This window comes from Achromobacter sp. GD03932 (assembly GCF_029839485.1).
GTDB classification, from domain to species: Bacteria; Pseudomonadota; Gammaproteobacteria; order Burkholderiales; family Burkholderiaceae_B; genus Achromobacter; species Achromobacter bronchisepticus_A.
This window is the reverse complement of record NZ_JAOCAT010000010.1, coordinates 25,736-42,481: the sequence shown is the minus strand read 5'-3', so window position 1 is coordinate 42,481 and position 16,746 is coordinate 25,736. Positions and strand designations below refer to the sequence as shown.

Here is a 16,746-nt window from a genome sequence, read left to right as displayed (position 1 = left end):
TGTTTCTCCTACCAGCTGGCCTTGGTGATGCCGGGGATTTCACCCTTCATCGCCATTTCACGCAGTTTGTGGCGCGTCAGGCCGAACTTGCGGAACACGCCGCGCGGACGACCGGTGACCACGCAACGGTTACGTTGACGCGTCGGGTTGGCATTGCGCGGCAGCTGTTGCAGCTTGAGCCGAGCTTGGTAACGTTCTTCGTCGGTCTTCGACTGGTCGTCGATGATCGCCTTCAACTCAGCGCGCTTGGCGGCGAACTTGTCAGCCAGCTTGGCGCGCTTGATGTCGCGATTGATGAGGGAAAGTTTAGCCACGTCATCAGCCCCTTAGTTACGGAACGGGAAGCTGAAGGCCGTCAACAGCGCCTTGGCTTCTTCGTCGGTCTTCGCGGTGGTGGTGATGCTGATGTTCAGCCCACGCAGCGCGTCGATCTTGTCGTACTCGATTTCGGGGAAAATGATCTGCTCTTTCACCCCGATGTTGTAGTTGCCACGGCCGTCGAACGCACGACCCGAGATGCCGCGGAAGTCGCGCACGCGAGGCAGCGCAACCGCCACCAGGCGATCCAGGAATTCGTACATGCGTTGACCGCGCAGCGTGACCATGCAACCGATCGGGTAGTTTTCGCGGATCTTGAACCCGGCGATAGCCTTCTTGGTCTTCGTCACGACGGGCTTCTGGCCGGCGATCTTGGTCAGGTCGCCAACAGCGTGCTCAATGACTTTCTTGTCCGACACCGCTTCCGACACACCCATGTTCAGGGTGATCTTGGTGATGCGCGGCACTTCCATCGTGCTCTTGTAGCCAAACTTGGCTTGCAGGTCGGCAGCGACCTTGCTCTTGTAGAGATCTTGCAAACGAGACATGTCTATCGCCCCTTACGCCTTGGCGCCGACAACGGCACCATTGGAACGGAACACGCGAACCTTGCGGCCTTCGACTTCTTGCACGCCCACGCGGTCGCCGCGGCCGGTGGCCGGGTTGAACAGCGCGACGTTCGAGATGTGAATCGGCATGGTCTTTTCGACAATCCCGCCGGGGTTGTTAGCCATCGGGTTGGCTTTCACGTGCTTCTTGACGACGTTGACGCCTTCGACCAGAACGTGGTCGGCATCGACGCGCGCCAGCACGGTACCGCGACGCTTCTTGTCGCGGCCGGTCAGGACGATGACTTCGTCGCCTTTACGAATGTTGTTCATCGTAGGGCTCCTTACAGCACTTCCGGGGCCAACGACACGATCTTCATGAACTTCTCGGTACGCAGTTCACGCGTAACGGGTCCGAAGATGCGGGTGCCGATGGGCTCCAGCTTGGCGTTGAGCAACACGGCGGCATTGCCACCGAAACGAATCAGCGAACCGTCTTTACGGCGCACGCCCTTGGCGGTACGAACCACCACGGCATTGTAAATTTCGCCTTTCTTGACGCGTCCGCGCGGAGCCGCATCTTTGACGCTCACCTTGATGATGTCGCCGATACCGGCATAACGGCGCTTGGAGCCACCGAGCACCTTAATGCACATGACATGACGCGCACCAGTGTTATCGGCCACATCCAGCGTGGTCTGCATTTGGATCATGATTTTTCCTGTTCCAACTTAACTGGAAATACGGTTTTCCCAACAAGGGAACACTGCAATTCCTGCCAGTTTTGGTCCCGTCAGGTCTGCCGCCCTGCTTTAGTGTTGGCATGTCTGGAGCTTTCGCCCTACTCACGCAACTGGTTGGCAACGCAACGACCCTGGGTTGAAATCCTGCGGGTATTCCCCCAACACGTCGGGCTAACCTGCATAGGCGCGGGCCAACTCGATCGACAATCTGGGAAAGCTGATAATTCTAACGTGGTTAATTTTTGAGCGCAAGCACTTTGTGTGGATAACCCACAAAAGCCACGCTTTCCCCGTGACCGGGGTGGACCGAGGCTATCTGCCCCCTATTTCTGGCGGTAGTAGCCCTTTTCCCAGGCATCGTGGTTGGCCTTGCCGCGACGGATCTCGTCCGTGAACGGGGCGGCCATGAGCACCAGGCGGTTGAGCCATTTTACCGGAACGCGGCAGGGGCGCTCGAAGTCCACGAAGAGCACTGCGCGCAGTCCGGCGGTGTCGTTGTGGACCTGATGCGGGTAGAGGTCGTCGAACACCACCGCCCGCCCTTCCCGCCAACTGTAACGCTCACCTCCGACCTCGATCCAGCATTGCTCGACCGGTTCCGGCACCACCAGTCCCAGGTGCAGGCGCAGGACGCCGTTGTACGGACCCGTGTGCAGGGGGATGCGCTTGCCGGCCTCCAGGATGGAGAAGAACGCCGTACGGATACCAGGGATTCCCTGCAGCGCCCGGGCGGTCGCCGGGCAGCGCGCCAGATTGCGCTCGGAGCGCAGGCCGTAGCCCATGAAGACGAAGGTCTTCCATTGATCGTCCGAGGTGATCTGGCCCACGTCGGGGGAGATCTCATGGAAGGCGGGCAGATACTGGCGCTCGGACAGCAGGCCGGCCAGCTCGGCGCGGATGGCGGGCGCCTCTGCCTCGAGCGCGGCGACCCAGGGGAACTGGCTGTTGTCGAAAATGGGACGGTCGCCGACCAGCGAGGCCTGGGCGATGCGGTTGCGCAACCAGTCTATGAAGCGGAAAAAGACGCGCGAGTAGAAACTGGGCTTGCTGGGCGGACGCGCATCGACGGGTTGCACAATAATTAGCCCGATAGACAGCCAAAGATGCACCATTTTGTCCATGCCGGCGCGCGCATGCAAGACTTGCGCCGACATATTGGCTCCAATGCGCGGCCGGGCATTGGCCCTCCCCGCCGCCGACAAGCTGGTTTAGACTGGCGTGGGCGACAGTGATCGCTATCCACTCCTATTTCGCAAGGGAAGACAGGCATGTATGAACAGTTGGCGCTGTATATCGACGGCGAATTCGTCGCCGGAGAGGGCAGGCGCACCCAGGACGTCATCAACCCGGCCACGCTGGAAGTTCTCGGCCAGCTGCCCCACGCCACCGAAGCGGATCTGGATCGGGCGCTAGCCGCCGCCCAGCGCGCGTTCGAGTCGTGGAAGAAATCCTCTCCCATGGACCGCTCGGCCATCCTGCGCAAGGTCGCGACGCTGTCGCGCGAACGCGCCCAGGAAATCGGCCGCAACATGACGCTGGACCAGGGCAAGCCGCTGGCGGAAGCCGTGGGCGAAGTCACCTCCTGCGCCGAACACGCCGACTGGCACGCCGAGGAATGCCGCCGCATCTACGGCCGCGTGGTCCCGCCGCGCAATCCTGACGTGCGCCAGATCGTGGTGCGCGAACCGATCGGCGTCTGCGCTGCCTTCACGCCCTGGAACTTCCCGTACAACCAGGCCATCCGCAAGATCGCCGCCGCCATCGGCGCCGGCTGCACGGTGGTGCTGAAGGGCCCCGAGGACTCGCCCAGCGCCGTCATGGCCATTGCCCGCATGTTCCACGACGCCGGCCTGCCCAAGGGCTGCCTGAACATCGTCTGGGGCGAACCCGCCAAGATCTCCGACTACCTGATCCGCTCGCCCATCGTGCGCAAGGTGTCGTTCACCGGCTCCGTGCCGGTGGGCAAGCAGCTGGCCGCGCTGGCCGGCGCCCACATGAAGCGCGTCACCATGGAACTGGGCGGCCACTCGCCCGTGCTGGTGTTCGACGACGCCGACATCGACCGCGCCGCCACCATGCTGGCCAAGTTCAAGATCCGCAACGCCGGCCAGGTGTGCGTGTCGCCGACCCGCTTCTATGTCCAGAACGGCGCCTACGAGCAGTTCCTCGCGCGCTTCTCGGAAGTGCTGAAGAACATCAAGGTCGGCGACGGCCTGGAAGCCGGCACCGACATGGGTCCGCTGGCGCACGAGCGCCGCGTCCCCGCCATGAGCGCCTTCATCGACGACGCCAAGAAGCACGGCGGCAAGGTGGTGGTCGGCGGCGGCCCGCTGGACCGCAAGGGCTTCTTCTTCGCCCCCACGGTCGTGACCGAAGTGCCCGACAACTCCATGCTGATGACCGAGGAGCCCTTCGGCCCGGTCGCGCCGGTGGTCCGCTTCACGGATACCGATGAAGTGCTGCGCCGCGCCAACAGCCTGCCCTTCGGCCTGTCGTCCTACGTGTTCACGAACTCGCTGCAGACGGCCACCAAGGTCTCCAACGGCCTGGAAGCCGGCATGGTCAACATCAACCACTTCGGCAGCGCCCTGGCCGAGACGCCCTTCGGCGGCATCAAGGACAGCGGCATCGGCAGCGAAGGCGGCCTGGAAACGTTCGACGGCTACCTGGTCACGAAATTCATTACGCACATCTGACCTGGCAGTGACAAAAAAGCCCCGCAGGATTTTCTGCGGGGCTTTTTTTATGCCTCACGCCGGGGGAACCGGGCCGGGCAGTTCGCGGCAGAAGGCCGCTCAGGAACTTGCCCGCAAGTCGCGCGGCGTCATGCCGAAGCGGCGCTTGAACAGGCGGCTGAAATGCGAGGGGTGCGAGAAGCCCACCTGATAGGCCAGTTCGGCAATGCTGCGGTGGCTGTGCTGCGGGTTCAACAACAGTTCGCGGCACTTGTCGAGCCGCTGGTCGAAGATGAAGGATTCGACCGACAGGCCGCCCGCACGCGCGATGCGGTGCAGATAGGCCACCGACAAGCCGCAGCCCTGCGCCACCTGCTGCGGCGACAGGGCCGGATCCGCCAGATGCTGGCGGATGTAGGCCAGCGCGCGCTGCCGGTGCGCCAGCGTGACGCTGCTGTCCGACTCCGACACCTGCCCCTGGCCTGACTGCACCAGGAACAGCACGATCAGGTCGATCAGGCGTTCGCCCAGTTCCGCTGCTTCGACATCCGACCAGCCGTCCACCCCTTTGAACAAGTGGTCCATGTAGCTGGCCAGCAAGGCGCCTCGCGGCGAACCGTCATCGACGCGCAGCTTGTAGAAGGCGCCGACGCGGGAATCGCGCTGCAACAGCGCACTGCGCGGAAAGGACACGCTCAGGCTGCGGTAGCCCGCCGCGCCCTGCGCCGTGGCCTGGTAGGGCAGGCTCTGGTTCATCAGATAGACGCAGCCGGGTTCGACCTGGAACTCTCGCCCCTGCTGCTGCACGGCCAGGGGTCCCGCCAGCGGCAGACCAAAGGTATAGAACTCCTGATCCAGGCGCGACACGTTGCCGGCGGTGCGCTCCAGCTTCTGCCCCTGGTAATGGAGATCGTTGAACTGCAGGCTGCCCCGCCGCGCATAGCGCACATGTCCGGCGAAGCTGTCGGGCCCGCCGCCATGCACCTCGAAGGGACCGAACGCGTGCGACAACGCCGCGCGCCATTCGTCGCGCCGGTCAGCGCCAGCGCTGGCCGAAATGGCGAATTCCGTATCGGACATGGTTCGGTCTCCTTGGACGCCTGCGCCGCGGCCGGGCGCTCGTGATCCTGCGTCTACATATTCTTGACTCACCCTGCTGCGGGGCGTCTGGCGCCTTGAAGGCGCGCTTGGCGCAAGTCTATATTCAGCCCGATAAGCACACAACCTGGACAACCCGGGAGGAGACTCATGGCACCAGCGCCCGCACCAGCCGGCCGCCACGCGCCGGCTTCGCGCTATTTGCGCTGCGCAGGCCGCGAGCTGCATTACACCGAATGGGGCGCGGCGGACGCGCCCCCCATCATCATGTGGCATGGGCTGGCACGCACCGGCCGCGACTTCGACGATCTGGCGCAAGCGCTCGCCGGCGACTACCGCATCATCTGTCCGGACGCGATCGGCCGGGGCCTGTCGCAATGGAGCCCCGACCCGGTCGCCGAGTACCAGCTGGACTTCTATGCAACGCTGGCCCGCGCCCTGGCGGACGGGCTGTCGCTGGACCGCGTGCGCTGGGTGGGGACGTCCATGGGCGGCGCCACCGGCATGCACGCTGCCGCCACCACTTTGCGCGACCGGATCTCGCACCTGGTCGTCAACGACATCGGGCCCGAACTGCCGCAGGCCGCGATCGACCGCATCGTGGCCTATGTCGGCGCGCCGCCGGCCTTCGATACGGTCACGGAGCTGGAAGCCTGGCTGCGCGTCGCCTACAAGCCCTACGGCTGGCAAAGCGACGAACAATGGCGCCGGATGGCCGAAACATCCGTACGCCGGCTGCCGGACGGCCGGATCACACTGCACTATGACCCGGCCATCGTCGGCCAGTTCAACGACCATCCCGCCGACTACGACCGCTGGAGCGGCTACGACTCGCTGCGCATGCCGCTGCTGCTGCTGCGCGGCGCCGATTCGGACCTGCTGCTGCCCGAGGTCGCCGACGCCATGACCCGCCGCGGGCCGCGCGCGCAACGCATCGACTTCCCCGATTGCGGCCACGCCCCCGCCCTGAACGTCGCTCCCCAGATCGACGCCATCCGCCTATTCCTTGCCACGCCGGATCACACGGCGGCTGACCGCCCCCAATAACAGGAGACTCCCATGAAACGCGTCCTGCTCGCCGCGCTCGCCGGCCTCTGCATGAATTCCGCCATCGCGGCGAAAGACTTCGTCGTGGCCCACGTCTACGACAAGACCGGTCCGCTGGAGGCCTACGCCAAGCAAACTCAGAACGGCCTGATGCTGGGGCTGGAATATGCGACGCAAGGCACCATGACGGTCGCCGGGCGCAAGATCCGCGTGATCGAAAAGGACAACCAGGGCAAGCCCGACGTGGCGCGCGCCCAGCTGGCCTCGGCCTATGCGGACGACAACGCCGACATCGCCGTCGGCCCCACCTCGTCCGGCGTCGCGCTGGCCATGCTGCCCATCGCCGAGGAATACGAAAAGATCCTGCTGGTCGAGCCTGCCGTGGCGGATTCGATCACCGGCGACAAGTGGAACAAGTACATCTTCCGCACCGGCCGCAACTCGTCGCAGGACGCCATCGCCAATGCGGTCGCCTTCGACCAGGCCGGCACGTCGATCGCCATGCTGGCGCAGGACTATGCCTTCGGCCGCGACGGCGTAAAGGCGTTCAAGGGCGCCTTGAAGAACGCCAAGATCGTGCACGAGGAATACCTGCCGGCCAACGCCACCGACTTCACGGCTGGCGCGCAGCGCCTGTTCGATGCGCTCAAGGACAAGCCGGGCCGCAAGATCATCTTCATCCTGTGGGCGGGCGCGGGCAATCCGTTCAAGATCGCCGATCTGGATCCCAAGCGCTTCGGCATCGAGATCGCCACCGGCGGCAACACGCTGGCCGCGATGACGCCGCTGAAATCGCTGGCCGGCATGGAAGGCGCCACCTATTACTACTATGGCATTCCCAAGAATCCGATCAACGACTGGCTGGTGGCCGAACACCAGAAGCGTTACGGCCAGCCGCCGGACTTCTTCACCGCGGGCGGCATGGCCTCGGGCATCGCGATCGCCACCGCGCTGGCCAAGACCAACGGCAATTCCGATACCGACACGATGATCAAGGCCATGGAAGGCATGAGCTTCGAGACGCCCAAGGGCAAGATGACCTTCCGTCCCGAAGACCACCAGGCCATGCAGTCCATGTACCACTTCCGCATCAAGAATGATCCGTCGGTGCCGTGGGCCGTGCAGGACCTGGTCAAGGAAATCACGCCGGACCAGATGTCGGTGCCGATTCAGAACAAACGCTGAGCGCGCTGCCCATCCATGCTGGAAACCCAATCGCTCACGATCCGTTTCGGCGGACACGTGGCGGTCAACGAAGTCAGCTGCAGCTTTGCGCCTGGCACCTTGACCGCCATCGTCGGCCCGAACGGCGCGGGCAAGACCACCTACTTCAACCTGATCTCCGGCCAGCTGCGCGCCAGCGCCGGCACGGTGCGCCTGAACGGGCGCGACCTGACGCCGCTGGCCGCGCCCGCGCGCATGCATGCGGGGCTGGGCCGAGCCTTCCAGCTGACCCAGCTGTTTCCGCGCCTGAGCGTGCATGAGAACGTACGCCTGGCCCTGCAATCGCGCCAGCAAGGCATGGGCTGGCGCCAGATCCGGTTCTGGCGCACCTGGAGCGACGACCGCGGCCTGATCGAACGCGCCGACGCGCTGCTGGAACGCACCCGCCTGTCTGCGCGCCGTGACCAGTCTGCCGCCGACTTGCCGCACGGCGACCAGCGCAAGCTGGAGATCGCCATGCTGATCGCGCTGGAACCGCAGGTCTTCATGTTTGACGAACCCACGGCAGGCATGAGCGTGGACGACGTGCCCGTCGTGCTGGAACTGATCCGCGAACTCAAGAATGATCCGTCGAAGACGATCTTGCTCGTGGAGCACAAGATGGACGTGGTGCGGGAACTGGCGGACCGCATCGTGGTGCTGCACAACGGCCAGCTGATGGCCGACGGCGACCCGGCGACGGTGATCGCCTCGCCCATCGTGCAGCAGGCCTATCTGGGCGTGAGTCCAGTGGAGAAGGCGGCATGACGCAAGCGCTGCTGGAATTGAAGAACGTGCATACGCATATCGGCGCGTACCACATCCTGCACGGCGTGGATCTGGCCGTCGCGCCGGCGGCCGTGACCATGCTGCTGGGCCGCAACGGCGCCGGCAAGACCACCACGCTGCGCACCATCATGGGGTTGTGGCGGGCGTCGCAAGGCCAGGTGAGCTTTGACGGCGCGCCCGTCGGCGGCCCCGGCACGCGCACCTCGCCGCCCGACATGGCGCGCATGGGCATGGCTTACGTGCCGGAGAACATGGGCATCTTCGCCGACCTGTCCGTGAAGGAGAACATCCTGCTGGCGGCGCGCCAGGCCAGGAATGCCAGCCAGTTGGATACGGCGCGGCTGGAATGGATCTTCGGTTTCTTTCCTGCATTGAAGAAGTTCTGGCTGCATCCCGCCGGCAAGTTGTCGGGCGGACAGAAGCAGATGCTGGCCGTGGCGCGCGCCATCATCGAGCCGCGCCGGCTGCTGCTGGTGGATGAGCCGAGCAAAGGCCTGGCGCCCGCCATCATCCAGAACATGATCGACGCCTTCATCGAACTGAAGCAGGCGTCCACCACCATTCTGCTGGTCGAGCAGAACTTCAACTTCGCGCGCCTGGTCGGCGATCACGTCGCCGTGATGGACAACGGCCGCGTCGTCCACGCGGGCGGCATGGCCGAACTGGCCGCGGACGACGAACTACAGACGCGCCTCTTGGGCCTGTCGCTGGGAAGCCACCAATGAGCACGCTCGAACTCGATACCCCGCTGCCGCGCGTACGCGCGGACCTGCGCCCTGTCCTCCTGGTGCTGGCCCTGGCCGCGCTGGCCCTACCCCTGGTCGGATCCTTCTCCACCTGGGTCACCCTGACCCTGGCGGGGCTGGCCATGGGCATGATCATCTTCATCGTGGCCTCGGGCATGACGCTGGTGTTCGGCCTGATGGACGTGCTGAACTTCGGCCACGGCCTCTTCATCGCCATCGGCGCGTACATGGCCGCGACCGTGCTGGGCGCCATGGCCGACTGGACGCAGTCGGGCAGCCTGTGGATCAACCTGGGCGCGGTACTGCCCGCCATGATCGTCGGCATGCTGGTCGCGGGCGCCGTGGGCCTGGCGTTCGAACGCATCATCGTGCGGCCCGTCTATGGCCAGCATCTGAAGCAGATCCTCATCACCATGGGCGGCATGATCATCGGCGAAGAGATCATCAAGATGCTGTGGGGTCCCCAGACGATTTCGCTGCCGCTGCCCGAGGCGCTGCGCGGCGCGTTCCTGCTGGGCGATGCCGCCATCGAGAAGTTCCGCATCGTCGCCCTGCTGACGGGCCTGCTGGTACTAGGCGGCATGCTGTGGCTGCTCAACCGCACAAAACTGGGCCTCCTGATCCGCGCCGGCGTCGAGGACCGCGAGATGGTGGAAAGCCTGGGCTACCGCATCCGTCATCTGTTCGTCGGCGTGTTCGTGGCCGGCTCGATGCTGGCGGGACTGGGCGGCGTGCTGTGGGGCATGTACCAACAATCGGTCGTGCCTCAGCTGGGCGCGCAGGTCAACGTGCTGATCTTCATCGTCATCATGATCGGCGGCCTGGGCTCCACCGTGGGCTGCCTGATCGGCGCGCTGCTGGTCGGACTGATGGCCAACTACACCGGCTTCCTCCTGCCCAAGGCCGCCCTGTTTTCGAACATCGCGCTGATGGTCGCCATATTGCTGTGGCGTCCGCAGGGCGTGTATCCGGTCACGAATCGCTAGGAACTGCCGACATGTCCGTACGCCTGCTTTCCGGCGACCCTCCGCGCAGCACGCTGCTGGCCATGGCGCTGATCGCCATCGTGGCCCTGCTGGCCGCCGCGCCCTTTCTGTTTCCCGGCCCCAAATCGCTGGCGGTGGCCGCGAAGATCCTGGTGTTCGTGATCCTGGTCGCCAGCTATGACCTGCTGCTGGGCTACACCGGCATCGTCAGCTTCGCGCACACCATGTTCTTCGGCATCGGCGCGTATGGCGTGGCGATCGCCAGCATCCGCATGGAACCGGGTTGGACCGCGGTGTTCGCGGGCTTGGGCGGCGGCCTGGTGGTTTCACTGGCCTTCGCCCTGCTGATCGGCCTGGCCAGCCTGCGCGTGCGCGCGATCTTCTACGCCATGATCACGCTGGCCGTCGCCGCGGCGTTCCAGACGCTGGTGTCGCAATTGTCCGATCTGACGGGTGGCGAGGATGGCCTGAACTTCAAGGTGCCGCAGATGCTGCGGCCGGCCTTCCGGCCGTTCTCCGAACAGATCTTCGGCGTGACGGTGGATGGCCGCGTGATCACCTATTACCTGATCGCCGCGGTCTGCGTGGTGCTGTTCCTGCTGTTGCTGCGCATCGTGAATTCGCCCTTCGGCCGGGTGTTGCAAGCCATACGCGAGAACCCGTTCCGCGCCGAAGCCATCGGCTACCGCACGGTGCTTTACCGCAGCCTGTCCAATCTGCTGGCGGCCGCCTTCGCCACGCTAGCGGGCGCCATGTACGCGCTCTGGCTGCGCTACAACGGGCCGGATACCTCGCTGTCGTTCGAGATCATGCTCAACATCCTGCTGATGCTAGTGATCGGCGGGATGGGCACCATGTACGGCGCCGTGGTGGGCGCGAGCCTGTTCGTGTTCGCGCAGAGCTATCTGCAAGATGGCCTGCACGTGATCCACGACGCGGTGTCGGGCGTGGCGCCGTTGGCGCTGCTGTTCGAGCCGGACCGGTGGCTGCTATGGCTGGGGATCTTGTTCGTGGTGTCGGTGTATTACTTCCCTACCGGGATTGCGGGCCGACTGCGGGAACTGGCGGCGCGGCGCTAGTCGCGCGGTTTCCCGATCTCCCGTCAAAGCGCTACATCCCCGCAGCGGGGCCAGGCGAAAGCAGTGTGGCAATACGCCTACGCCTGGTTGCCCTGTCACTGCGGAGTGCTATTTCACACGGCTGCGCACATCATCCAGACTGCGCTTCACATCATCCAGGCGCCGTTGCAGATCTTCGATGTTGCGGCTGCTGGAATCCGAATTGCTGTTGAGCTGCGATACGCTGCGCGACAGTTTTTCCAACTCATTCTTCTGACTGTCGGCGCTGCGAGCCAGCTTGTCCAGATCGCTGCGCTGACCATCGCTGCTACGACCGCCATCGCCTTGTTTACGCTCTAGCGCGGAGAGCTTCTGCGCCTGCTCCTCCAGCTTGCGGTTGAGCTCCTCGTTCTTGCGTCGCAACTCAGTCAGCGCGTCGGCCTGTTCGCTCAGCTGGCGGGTCAGCTTGTCGACTTCCATGCCGGTGCTTACCCGACCGTTATGGCCGACAACAAGCATGCTCTCGCTAAACGGCCTCTCCACGACGAAGTCCTTCAATTGCACGTTGTTGCGATCGGCCCGCGCCGCCGGCGTAGCCGATAGCGCCAGCACCGATGCGCAACCGCAAGCGGCCATGAACTTGCCCACAGATCCACCCATTGTTTCGTGCTCCAGCTGACGGAAACTCGGAAACGCGAAATGCGTACCCGCGAGAGTTGTAACAGGCACATCAGGAGCGGGGAATCCCCCGCGCACGGACAGTTGCTACGCTGCGTTTCAGAAGAAATGGTGGATGGCGCGATCGATCAGCGGGCCGGTTCGCGAAGCGCGTCGGCGTTGCGCAGCAATCCATCAACCCGCCGCTGCATATCGTCGACCTGGCGCCGCGCATCTGCGGTGCCGTCCGACCTAGAACCCGCCGGCGCTGGCGCCAGTTTGGGCATGGCCGGGAGTGGAAGGTCGACCGAATTTCGATTCAGCGGAATTCTGCCCGAAGGCTCTGAACGATCTTTCGGCGGCTGACCTAGCAACCGCTCCAGCGCCTGCAGTTGCAACCGCTGCTCATCGAGCGCGCGCTCCTGTCTCGCGAGCGCCAATTCATCTGCGTCCTGAGTGCCAAAGATGAGCGCATGGTCGCGTGATTCCGACGGTAGCCCCACGCGCTGATCGGGGCCAGCGGTGAGGACGTCGCGGCCTCGGACTTCGGGCACCACAGCGGCAGGCGCGGCGGGCCCCACGGCCGGTTGCGCCAAGGCAGGAAACACGAACAGGCCCAGGCAGCAGGCCACGGCGCCCATCAGCGCGGATCTCGGAACATACTTCATGTCTTTGTCATCTATCCCGAAGTACGTGGTTGCGGGCGTCGGAGAGGACGCGCTGGACGAAAAAAAACGGCAAGGGTTTGATCCCTTGCCGTCTTATATCAGAACGGCGCGCCGTTCCGATGTACTGCTTTACTTAGATGATACGTGCGGCTTCAACCAGACGCACCACGCGCCACGACTTCGAGCGCGAGATGGGACGGCCTTCAGCGATTTCAACCGTATCGCCTTCGTTGTACTGGTTCGATTCATCGTGCGCCTTGTACTTCGCGGAACGCATGATGATCTTGCCGAAGATGGGGTGCTTGACGCGGCGCTCAACGAGCACGACGACAGTCTTGTCCATCTTGTTGCTGACGACCTTGCCAACCAGCGTGCGCTGGCGCTTGGCCACTTGGGTGTTTTGAGTTTCGCTCATCTTTATTTCCCTGCCTTCTCGGTCAGCAAGGTACGAACGCGCGCGATGTCGCGACGCACGTTGCGCAGCTGGCTGGTGTTGGCCAGTTGCTGCGTGGCCTTCTGCATACGCAGACCGAATTGTGCCTTCAGCAGGCTTTCGAGCTCTTTGCCGAGCTCGGCGGCATCTTTCGAACGGAGTTCGCTAGCTTTCATGTTAGTACTCCTTAAGCACCGATATGACGCGCGACGAACGTGGTCGAAATCGGCAGCTTGGCAGCGGCCAGGCGGAAAGCTTCACGCGCGAGCTCTTCGCTAACCCCTTCCATTTCGTAGAGCACCTTGCCGGGCTGAATTTCAGCGACCCAGTACTCCGGGTTGCCCTTACCGTTACCCATACGGACTTCGGCAGGCTTCTGCGAGATGGGCTTATCCGGGAAAATGCGAATCCAGATGCGGCCGCCACGCTTGATGTGACGATTGATGGCACGACGAGCAGCTTCGATCTGGCGAGCGGTCAGACGGCCACGGCCGGTGGCCTTCAGACCGAATTCGCCGAACGACACGTGGGTACCACGGGTCGCCAGACCGGTGTTGCGGCCCTTCTGCTCTTTGCGATACTTTCTGCGAGAGGGTTGCAGCATGGTTATTCTCCTTCAGGCGCCGGAGCAGCGTCCGCCTTGCGGGGACCACCACGACCACGGCCACCCGGACGACCGGTGCGAGCACCGTCCGGACGATCACCACGCGGAGCGCGGCGCGGACGACGTTCTTCTTCGCGCGGGGCAGCGGTTTCCGGCGGCAATTCGCCGTTGGCCAGCATGTCGCCCTTGTAGACCCAGACCTTGATGCCGATCACGCCATAGGTCGTGTGGGCTTCGGAGGTGCCGTAGTCGATGTTGGCCTTCAGGGTGTGCAGCGGCACACGGCCTTCGCGATACCACTCGGTGCGAGCAATTTCGATACCGTTCAGACGGCCCGAGCTCATGATCTTGATGCCTTGGGCACCCAGACGCATGGCGTTCTGCATCGCGCGCTTCATGGCGCGACGGAACATGATGCGCTTCTCGAGCTGTTGCGAGATCGAGTCGGCGATCAGTTGAGCATCGGTTTCCGGCTTGCGGATTTCTTCGATGTTGACGTGCACGGGCACGCCCATCAGGCGCTGCAGATCAGCCTTCAGGCTTTCGATGTCTTCGCCGCGCTTGCCGATCACCACGCCCGGACGAGCCGAGTAGACGGTGATGCGGGCATTCTTGGCGGGACGCTCGATGATCACGCGACCGACGGAGGCGCTCTTGAGCTTCTTCTTCAGGTACTCGCGAACGCGAATGTCTTCGGCCAGCATCGAGCCGAAGGCCTTGTCGTCGGCGAACCAACGCGAGGACCAATTACGGGTGACCGCGAGACGGAACCCAGTGGGGTGAATTTTCTGACCCATCGTGACTCCTTAAGCTCCGACCTTGACCGTGATGTGGCAGGTCTGCTTCTCGATACGGTTGCCGCGGCCCTTGGCGCGAGCGGAGAAGCGCTTCATCGACTGAGCCTTGTCCACGAAGATCGTGGTGACTTTCAGTTCGTCGATGTCGGCGCCGTCATTGTGCTCGGCGTTGGCGATGGCGGATTCGACAGCCTTCTTCAGGATGGCGGCCGCCTTCTTCGGCGAGAAGGTGAGGATGTTCAGCGCTTGCGAGACGGACTTGCCGCGGATCAGGTCCGCAACCAGTCGGGTCTTTTGAGCGGAGATGTGAACCCCACGGATAATGGCAGTAGTTTCCATCGCTTACCTCTTCGCCTTCTTGTCCGCGGCGTGACCCTTGAACGTACGGGTCAGCGCGAACTCGCCCAGCTTGTGACCGACCATGTTCTCGTTGATGTAAACGGGAACGTGCTGCTTGCCGTTGTGCACAGCGATCGTCAGACCGATGAACTCGGGCAGGATCGTGGAGCGACGCGACCAGGTCTTGATCGGCTTCTTGTCTTTGCCCGCGACGGCCGTGTCCACCTTTTTGATCAGGTGAGCATCGACAAACGGGCCTTTCTTGATCGAACGTGACATAGTGTTCGCCTCTTACTTGCGCTTGCGCCGTTGGACGATCATATTGTTCGTCCGCTTGTTGCGACGGGTCTTGAAACCCTTCGCCGGAGTGCCCCACGGGCTGACCGGTTCGCGTGCTTCGCCGGTACGGCCTTCGCCGCCACCGTGCGGGTGATCCACCGGGTTCATGGCAACGCCACGAACCGTCGGGCGGACACCGCGCCAACGCATTGCACCGGCCTTGCCGATTTGGCGCAGGCTGTGTTCTTCGTTACCGACTTCACCGATGGTGGCGCGGCATTCGATGTGCACACGGCGGACTTCACCCGAGCGCAGACGCACTTGAGCGTAGATGCCTTCGCGAGCCAGCAGGACGGCGGAAGCGCCGGCCGAACGGACCATCTGAGCACCCTTGCCAGGCAGCATTTCGACGCAGTGAATCGTCGTACCCACCGGGATGTTGCGGATCGGCAGCGTGTTGCCAGCGCGGATCGGGGCTTCGACGCCCGACAGCAGCGTGGCGCCAACTTCCAGACCGCGCGGAGCGATGATGTAACGACGTTCGCCGTCGGCGTAGCACAGCAGAGCGATGTGCGCCGTACGGTTGGGGTCATATTCCAGACGCTCGACCTTTGCCGGGATGCCATCCTTGTCGCGACGGAAGTCGACGACGCGGTAGTGCTGCTTGTGGCCACCGCCACGATGACGGATCGTGATGTGACCGTTGTTGTTACGGCCAGAACCACGGGTCTTCTTTTCCAGCAGCGGCGCGTAGGGCTCACCCTTGTGCAGGTTCGGGCTGACAACCTTCACCATGCCACGGCGGCCAGCCGAAGTCGGCTTAACTTTTACGAGGGCCATTTACTTCACCTCCGCAAAGTCGATTTCCTGGCCGTCCTTGAGCGACACGTAAGCCTTGCGCTCATTGCGACGACGGCCAACGAATCGGCCAAAGCGCTTGACTTTGCCCTTACGGTTGAGGACCTGCACGGACTCGACCTGCACCTTGAAGAGCAGTTCGACGGCAGCCTTGATTTCCGGCTTGGTAGCGTCAGCCACGACACGGAAAGCGACTTGCTGATTCTTCTCGGCAACGAAGGTGGCCTTTTCGGTCACGATCGGGGCCAGAATGACTTGCATCAAGCGTTCAGCGTTCATCCCAGCATCTCCTCGAGTTGAGCGATGGCCGGCTTGGTGATCAGCACTTTCTTGTAGTGGACCAGCGACAACGGATCGGCATAACGGGGCTCGACAACAGCAACGTGCGGCAGGTTGCGGGTGGCGAGGTAAACATTTTCATCAACGCTGTCGGTGATGATCAGGACCGAGTCCAGGCCCAGGCTCTTCAGCTTGGCAGCTGCGTCCTTGGTCTTGGGCGATGCCAGATCAAACGATTCGACGACGGCGATGCGGTCTTCGCGAGCGAGCTGCGACAGGATCGAACGGATCCCGGCGCGGTACATCTTCTTGTTGACCTTCTGGCTGAAGTTCTCTTCGGGCGAGTTCGGGAAAATCCGACCACCGCCACGCCACAGCGGCGACGAAGTCATACCAGCGCGTGCGCGGCCGGTACCCTTCTGGCGCCAGGGCTTCTTGGTCGAATGCTTGACTTCAGTGCGATCCTTCTGAGCGCGGTTACCCGAACGGGCGTTGGCTTGGAAAGCCACCACGATCTGATGAATCAGCGCTTCGTTGAAGTCACGGCCGAAGATGGTGTCGGGTGCGCTGAACGTAGCAGCGGCCTGACCTTGGTCGTTCAGGAGCTTGAGATCCATTTAC

Annotated in this window: 24 protein-coding genes; 7 read left to right on the top strand and 17 right to left on the bottom strand. The window is 63.5% G+C overall.

Annotated elements, in window-relative coordinates:
* Positions 1 to 8: 8 nt before the first annotated feature.
* The 5 genes from rpsN to N5C88_RS11515 form a co-directional block, all read right to left on the bottom strand.
* Positions 9 to 314: a 30S ribosomal protein S14 gene (gene rpsN / locus N5C88_RS11535; protein WP_006216527.1), complete on the bottom strand. Its 306-nt coding sequence runs from the start codon at positions 312 to 314 to the stop codon at positions 9 to 11.
* Positions 315 to 326: 12 nt separating this feature from the next.
* Positions 327 to 866, bottom strand: a complete 540-nt coding sequence (gene rplE, locus N5C88_RS11530) for a 50S ribosomal protein L5 (protein WP_054457265.1) — start codon at positions 864 to 866, stop codon at positions 327 to 329.
* A gap of 12 nt (positions 867 to 878) precedes the next feature.
* A complete protein-coding gene (gene rplX / locus N5C88_RS11525; protein ID WP_006389623.1) occupies positions 879 to 1,199 on the bottom strand; it encodes a 50S ribosomal protein L24 in 321 nt (106 codons plus the stop codon).
* 11 nt (positions 1,200 to 1,210) lie between these two features.
* Positions 1,211 to 1,579 (bottom strand): 50S ribosomal protein L14, encoded by a 369-nt coding sequence (rplN, locus tag N5C88_RS11520; protein ID WP_006216531.1) that lies wholly within the window; start codon positions 1,577 to 1,579, stop codon positions 1,211 to 1,213.
* Positions 1,580 to 1,932: 353 nt separating this feature from the next.
* Positions 1,933 to 2,730, bottom strand: coding sequence for an aspartyl/asparaginyl beta-hydroxylase domain-containing protein (locus N5C88_RS11515; protein WP_280015383.1), 798 nt, complete (start codon positions 2,728 to 2,730; stop codon positions 1,933 to 1,935).
* A gap of 147 nt (positions 2,731 to 2,877) precedes the next feature.
* On the opposite strand from N5C88_RS11515, the gene N5C88_RS11510 reads away from it, so the two are divergent.
* A complete protein-coding gene (locus tag N5C88_RS11510) occupies positions 2,878 to 4,305 on the top strand; it encodes an NAD-dependent succinate-semialdehyde dehydrogenase (RefSeq protein ID WP_118933125.1) in 1,428 nt (475 codons plus the stop codon).
* A gap of 99 nt (positions 4,306 to 4,404) precedes the next feature.
* Here N5C88_RS11510 and N5C88_RS11505 read toward each other — a convergent pair whose 3' ends face one another.
* Entirely contained in the window at positions 4,405 to 5,364 is a 960-nt protein-coding gene (locus N5C88_RS11505) for a helix-turn-helix domain-containing protein (protein ID WP_059379399.1), read from the bottom strand.
* Between the two features lie 168 nt (positions 5,365 to 5,532).
* On the opposite strand from N5C88_RS11505, the gene N5C88_RS11500 reads away from it, so the two are divergent.
* Genes N5C88_RS11500 through N5C88_RS11475 form a run of 6 tightly spaced genes read left to right on the top strand, consistent with a single transcriptional unit; the run spans position 5,533 to position 11,232 of the window.
* Positions 5,533 to 6,429 carry an alpha/beta fold hydrolase gene (locus N5C88_RS11500; protein ID WP_118933126.1) on the top strand — a complete coding sequence of 299 codons (897 nt, stop codon included), beginning with the start codon at positions 5,533 to 5,535 and terminating at the stop codon, positions 6,427 to 6,429.
* Between the two features lie 12 nt (positions 6,430 to 6,441).
* Positions 6,442 to 7,614 (top strand): substrate-binding domain-containing protein, encoded by a 1,173-nt coding sequence (locus N5C88_RS11495; RefSeq protein ID WP_118933127.1) that lies wholly within the window; start codon positions 6,442 to 6,444, stop codon positions 7,612 to 7,614.
* 15 nt (positions 7,615 to 7,629) lie between these two features.
* Entirely contained in the window at positions 7,630 to 8,400 is a 771-nt protein-coding gene (locus N5C88_RS11490) for an ABC transporter ATP-binding protein (protein ID WP_059379396.1), read from the top strand.
* The gene (locus tag N5C88_RS11485; protein WP_280015339.1) at positions 8,397 to 9,146 is read left to right on the top strand and encodes an ABC transporter ATP-binding protein; all 750 of its coding nucleotides are present in this window, start codon (positions 8,397 to 8,399) and stop codon (positions 9,144 to 9,146) included. Before N5C88_RS11490 ends, N5C88_RS11485 begins: the two co-directional genes overlap by 4 nt.
* Positions 9,143 to 10,153 (top strand): branched-chain amino acid ABC transporter permease, encoded by a 1,011-nt coding sequence (locus N5C88_RS11480; RefSeq protein ID WP_118933129.1) that lies wholly within the window; start codon positions 9,143 to 9,145, stop codon positions 10,151 to 10,153. Before N5C88_RS11485 ends, N5C88_RS11480 begins: the two co-directional genes overlap by 4 nt.
* An 11-nt stretch (positions 10,154 to 10,164) precedes the next feature.
* Positions 10,165 to 11,232 carry a branched-chain amino acid ABC transporter permease gene (locus N5C88_RS11475; protein ID WP_059379393.1) on the top strand — a complete coding sequence of 356 codons (1,068 nt, stop codon included), beginning with the start codon at positions 10,165 to 10,167 and terminating at the stop codon, positions 11,230 to 11,232.
* Positions 11,233 to 11,340: 108 nt separating this feature from the next.
* On the opposite strand, the gene N5C88_RS11470 is transcribed toward N5C88_RS11475, so the two are convergent.
* The 11 genes from N5C88_RS11470 to rplD all read right to left on the bottom strand — a co-directional run bounded on the left by N5C88_RS11470 (position 11,341) and on the right by rplD (position 16,742).
* Positions 11,341 to 11,871: a hypothetical protein gene (locus N5C88_RS11470; RefSeq protein ID WP_124260371.1), complete on the bottom strand. Its 531-nt coding sequence runs from the start codon at positions 11,869 to 11,871 to the stop codon at positions 11,341 to 11,343.
* Positions 11,872 to 12,017: 146 nt separating this feature from the next.
* Positions 12,018 to 12,536 carry a hypothetical protein gene (locus N5C88_RS11465; RefSeq protein WP_280015338.1) on the bottom strand — a complete coding sequence of 173 codons (519 nt, stop codon included), beginning with the start codon at positions 12,534 to 12,536 and terminating at the stop codon, positions 12,018 to 12,020.
* A 133-nt stretch (positions 12,537 to 12,669) separates the two neighbouring features.
* Positions 12,670 to 12,951 (bottom strand): 30S ribosomal protein S17, encoded by a 282-nt coding sequence (gene rpsQ, locus N5C88_RS11460; protein ID WP_006216549.1) that lies wholly within the window; start codon positions 12,949 to 12,951, stop codon positions 12,670 to 12,672.
* Between the two features lie 2 nt (positions 12,952 to 12,953).
* Positions 12,954 to 13,145 carry a 50S ribosomal protein L29 gene (rpmC, locus tag N5C88_RS11455; RefSeq protein WP_003806912.1) on the bottom strand — a complete coding sequence of 64 codons (192 nt, stop codon included), beginning with the start codon at positions 13,143 to 13,145 and terminating at the stop codon, positions 12,954 to 12,956.
* A gap of 11 nt (positions 13,146 to 13,156) precedes the next feature.
* A complete protein-coding gene (gene rplP, locus N5C88_RS11450; protein WP_006389610.1) occupies positions 13,157 to 13,573 on the bottom strand; it encodes a 50S ribosomal protein L16 in 417 nt (138 codons plus the stop codon).
* A 2-nt stretch (positions 13,574 to 13,575) separates the two neighbouring features.
* Positions 13,576 to 14,370, bottom strand: coding sequence for a 30S ribosomal protein S3 (rpsC, locus tag N5C88_RS11445; protein ID WP_042795906.1), 795 nt, complete (start codon positions 14,368 to 14,370; stop codon positions 13,576 to 13,578).
* A gap of 9 nt (positions 14,371 to 14,379) precedes the next feature.
* The gene (rplV, locus tag N5C88_RS11440) at positions 14,380 to 14,709 is read right to left on the bottom strand and encodes a 50S ribosomal protein L22 (protein ID WP_043541551.1); all 330 of its coding nucleotides are present in this window, start codon (positions 14,707 to 14,709) and stop codon (positions 14,380 to 14,382) included.
* Positions 14,710 to 14,712: 3 nt separating this feature from the next.
* Positions 14,713 to 14,988, bottom strand: a complete 276-nt coding sequence (gene rpsS, locus N5C88_RS11435; RefSeq protein ID WP_006216555.1) for a 30S ribosomal protein S19 — start codon at positions 14,986 to 14,988, stop codon at positions 14,713 to 14,715.
* 12 nt (positions 14,989 to 15,000) lie between these two features.
* Positions 15,001 to 15,828, bottom strand: coding sequence for a 50S ribosomal protein L2 (gene rplB, locus N5C88_RS11430; protein WP_025136344.1), 828 nt, complete (start codon positions 15,826 to 15,828; stop codon positions 15,001 to 15,003).
* Positions 15,829 to 16,125 (bottom strand): 50S ribosomal protein L23, encoded by a 297-nt coding sequence (gene rplW / locus N5C88_RS11425; protein ID WP_006216557.1) that lies wholly within the window; start codon positions 16,123 to 16,125, stop codon positions 15,829 to 15,831.
* Entirely contained in the window at positions 16,122 to 16,742 is a 621-nt protein-coding gene (rplD, locus tag N5C88_RS11420) for a 50S ribosomal protein L4 (protein ID WP_013397019.1), read from the bottom strand. Before rplD ends, rplW begins: the two co-directional genes overlap by 4 nt.
* Between the last annotated feature and the right edge of the window lie 4 nt (positions 16,743 to 16,746).